Origin of the sequence: Cupriavidus sp. HMR-1 (assembly GCF_000319775.1) — a bacterium.
GTDB lineage: Bacteria > Pseudomonadota > Gammaproteobacteria > Burkholderiales > Burkholderiaceae > Cupriavidus > Cupriavidus metallidurans.
Genome location: NZ_ANKP01000275.1, coordinates 1 through 3,891, shown reverse-complemented (window position 1 = coordinate 3,891; position 3,891 = coordinate 1). Strand labels below are relative to the sequence as shown.

Annotated in this window: 4 protein-coding genes; 2 read left to right on the top strand and 2 right to left on the bottom strand. The window is 65.6% G+C overall.

The features are described from left to right. Positions 1-102: 102 nt before the first annotated feature. Both D769_RS29465 and D769_RS29460 read right to left on the bottom strand, forming a co-directional pair. Positions 103-1,641, bottom strand: coding sequence for a YifB family Mg chelatase-like AAA ATPase (locus tag D769_RS29465; protein ID WP_008652258.1), 1,539 nt, complete (start codon positions 1,639-1,641; stop codon positions 103-105). 82 nt (positions 1,642-1,723) lie between these two features. Then, positions 1,724-1,981 carry an accessory factor UbiK family protein gene (locus tag D769_RS29460; RefSeq protein ID WP_008652257.1) on the bottom strand — a complete coding sequence of 86 codons (258 nt, stop codon included), beginning with the start codon at positions 1,979-1,981 and terminating at the stop codon, positions 1,724-1,726. Between the two features lie 552 nt (positions 1,982-2,533). On the opposite strand from D769_RS29460, the gene D769_RS29455 reads away from it, so the two are divergent. After that, positions 2,534-3,334: a TorF family putative porin gene (locus D769_RS29455; RefSeq protein WP_008652255.1), complete on the top strand. Its 801-nt coding sequence runs from the start codon at positions 2,534-2,536 to the stop codon at positions 3,332-3,334. Between the two features lie 52 nt (positions 3,335-3,386). Further along, positions 3,387-3,725 carry a P-II family nitrogen regulator gene (locus D769_RS29450; protein ID WP_008652254.1) on the top strand — a complete coding sequence of 113 codons (339 nt, stop codon included), beginning with the start codon at positions 3,387-3,389 and terminating at the stop codon, positions 3,723-3,725. Positions 3,726-3,891: the final 166 nt, after the last annotated feature.

Genomic DNA, 3,891 nt, shown 5'->3' with positions numbered 1-3,891 from the left:
GTGCCTGCGAGCACATGCGCGCCCTGCAAGGGCGCGGCCGCAGACAGTACAAGCGGTACGGCAAGGCCGCGCAACGACGCCAGAATCATTTTGATAGTGCCTCTAGGCGGTTCGCAGCACGCGCCGGTACTGGATCGCCTCGGCCACGTGGCCGGCTGTCAGAACCTCCGCGCCATCCAGGTCCGCGATCGTTCTGGCTACCTTGAGCACCCGGAAGTACGCGCGCGCCGACCATCCCAGCTTCTGCATCGCGTCGCGCAGCAGCGTTCGGGCCTCGTTGTCGAGTGGGCAGTGTGTCTCGATCGCGCGACCGGCTAGTTCGCTGTTCGGCGTGCCCTGTCGTGTCAATTGACGTTCGCGTGCGGCGACGGCGCGGGCGCGCACGGTCTGGCTCGGTTCGCCCGGTTGTCCATCGAACATTTCCTGCTGGTTCTGGGCGGGCACTTCGATCTGCAGGTCCACGCGATCGAGCAACGGGCCCGACAGGCGTGACTGGTAACGCTGCACCTGATCCGGCGTGCAACGGCACATGCGGGTGGGGTGTCCGAGGTAGCCGCAAGGGCAGGGATTCATCGCCGCCACGAACTGGAAGCGCGCCGGGAAATCGGCCTGCCCGGCGGCACGCGAGATCGTGATGCGGCCGGTTTCGAGCGGCTCGCGCAGGACTTCGAGCACGCGCCGTTCAAACTCGGGCAGTTCATCGAGAAAGAGCACGCCGTGATGCGCCAGCGATATTTCCCCAGGGCGTGGCGAAGCGCCCCCGCCGACCAGGGCAGGCGCGCTGGCCGTATGGTGCGGACTGCGGAACGGGCGATGGCCCCAGCGGGACGGGTGGAAGCCGCCCGAGGTCAGACTCTGCACGGCCGCTGCCTCGAGCGCTTCGGCCTCGGTCATCGGCGGCAGCAGGGCAGGGAAGCGCTGGGCCAGCATCGATTTGCCAGTGCCGGGCGGGCCGACCAGCAGTACGGAGTGCTGGCCCGCGGCGGCGATCTCCATGGCGCGTCGGGCTTGTGCCTGGCCGCGAACGTCGCGCATATCGGGGCCATCGGCGGATGCCTCAACCCGGGCTGGCGGCCGGGCGCGCGACAGCCGCCGCTCGGGAAGCAGGCCGATGTGATGGCAGACGTCGCGCAGTGTCGCGCCGGCATGGACGATCACGGCTTCGACCAGGGCCGCTTCTGCGCCATTCTCGCTGGCGACGACGAAGGCGCGCGGCGGGCGATCCTCCGCCACGCGTCGGGCGTTATCGCGGGCCAGTCCCATTGCCATCGCGAGCGCGCCGCGTACCGGGCGCAGGTCTCCTGCCAGCGAAAGCTCGCCGGCGAATTCGAAGGCGTCAAGCGTGTCGGCCTGCAACTGCCCGCTGGCCGCCAGGATGCCCAATGCGATCGCCAGGTCGAAACGGCCGGACTCCTTGGGCAGATCGGCGGGCGCCAGGTTGACCGTGATGCGCCGGTTGGGAAATTCGAACTCGCTGTTGAGCAGAGCCGCGCGCACGCGCTCGCGGCTCTCGCGGACTTCAGTATCGGCCAGCCCGACGATATTGAAGGCGGGCAACCCGTTGGCGAGGTGGATTTCGACGGAGACGGGCGGCGCCTCGATTCCAGTCAGTGCGCGGCTGCGCAGGACGGCCAGGCTCATATCTTTGCGGAAGTGTTAACGAAAAAGGCCACCGGGATCCGGTGGCCTTTCTGGCATTGAACGGGGTGCCGTGGGCGCGGCGTCATGCTCCGCCGGTTGGCGTGCCGCCAACGCGGCGCTCGAGTTCTGCTACGCGGGCCTCAAGTTCCTCCAGTCGGGCGCGGGTGCGGGCCAGCACCTGCGACTGGACGTCGAATTCCTCGCGCGTGACCAGGTCAAGGCGCGCGAAGCCCTGCGTCATCATGCTGCGCACGTTTTTTTCGATGTCCTTGGCCGGCGAGTTGCGCAGCGCTTCGCTGACCTTGCTTTGCAGGTCGTTGAAGAGATCGGTCGGTTTCATGGTGGAACTCCTGTGGTGACCAATTTCGAATGATTCGGGTCAGGCCAGCGTGCGCATGGCGGGCGGCTGCGCCCCATTCACCATGTCTGCACCGTGGTGGGGCGTCGCATCGCGGCGCTCGGCGGGCATCCCTGCCGCGCAGATGCACTGCTCTGGGGCGTGGCGCCTCGGCGGGTGTCTGACGCGCCGTGCCATGCCAGCCGTCGGGTGCTCGTACGCCAAGCACGCGGCACTTGACCTTGCATGACGCGGATTATGGCGCTTCGGCGGCCGCCATGAAAGCTCCGGCAACGCCAGCGCACATTTTTTGGCGGTTTTTCGATGCTTAGGGCGGCAGATACCTGTCGCCCGGCATTGTCGTCAAAGTGGTTCGGACACCGCTTGTCGACGATTTCTGACTGGGCGGCCAACGGTGTCGCAGGGCGATGGCCATGAGCTGGCACGGGTGTTGCAGTACAGCAACCGGGAGCGTCAACACCATAACGCTGTGCACAAACAGCAGCCTCTCACCCTCGAGCCAGCGAAGAACCTAAAGGAAAAGGAGAAAAACCGATGAAGAAGTCGAGCCTCGCAGTCAGCGCCGCTGCGGCCCTGTTCAGCCTTGCCACCTCCGTTGCGTTCGCACAGAGCGCGCCGGACGCGGCAGCGCCGGCAGCCGCACCCGCCGCCGAGCCGGCATCGCCCCATACGATCACGGCCAACGTGTCGCTGGTCTCTGACTACCGCTATCGCGGTCTCAGCCAGACCAACCGCCGTCCGGCCATCCAGGGCGGGTTCGACTATGCCCATGAGAGCGGCTTCTACATCGGCAACTGGAACTCCAGCATCAGCTGGATCTCGGACGCCGACAAGAGCGTGTCGGCGCCGGTCGAGATGGACTTCTATGGTGGTTTCAAGAACACGTTCAAGATGAGCGATCTGGAGTTCAACTATGACGTCGGCGTGCTGCAGTACTTCTACCCGGGCGGCTACTCCAACCCGCGCCCGTACACCACTGAGCTGTACGCGGGCATCGGCTATGGCCCGGTGTTCCTGAAGTACTCGCAGGCCGTGACAAACCTGTTCGGGATCGCCAACAGCCAGTACAGCAGCTACATCGACCTCGCCTTCAACTATCCGCTGAACGTGTGGGACCTGACGCTGAACGCGCACCTTGGCTACCAGAACGTCCAGCACAACAGCGCCGCTTCCTATCTGGACTGGAAGGTCGGCCTGACGAAGGACCTGGGCAAGGGCTTCGCGCTGGCGGTGGCCTACATCGGCACCAATGCGAAGGAGTCGTTCTACACGAACAGCTATAACCACAACGTGGGCAACAACACCGCGTGGGTCTCGCTTTCCAAGACTTTCTAATTGCGCGTCAGCCAGGGGGGGCCGAAGCTGGCCCGCCCAGAGGAGATAACCGATGAAACTCATCATTGCAGTCATCAAGCCGTTCAAGCTCGACGAGGTGCGCGAGGCGCTCTCCGATGTGGGCGTGTCCGGGATCACCGTGACCGAGGTCAAGGGCTTCGGCCGGCAGAAGGGCCACACGGAGCTGTATCGCGGCGCCGAGTACATCGTCGACTTCCTGCCCAAGGTGAAGATCGAGGTGGCGGTGCCCGACGAAGTGGTGGAGCGAGCCATCGAGGCCGTGGAGAAGTCGGCCCGCACCGGCAAGATCGGCGACGGCAAGATCTTCGTCGCACCCATAGAACAAGTCATTCGCATCCGCACCGGCGAGACCGGCGGCGATGCCCTGTGACACGAGACACCCCCGGAAAGAGGTTAAGCAAATGAAAACCTGGTTCAAGCGAATCCTGACGGCCGGCGCGATGACGCTGGCGCTCGGCACGGCCGGTCTCGGCCTCTCCACCCACGCCGTGGCGCAGGACAAGCCCGCCGCGGAAGCATCGGCCGCGACGGCGTCC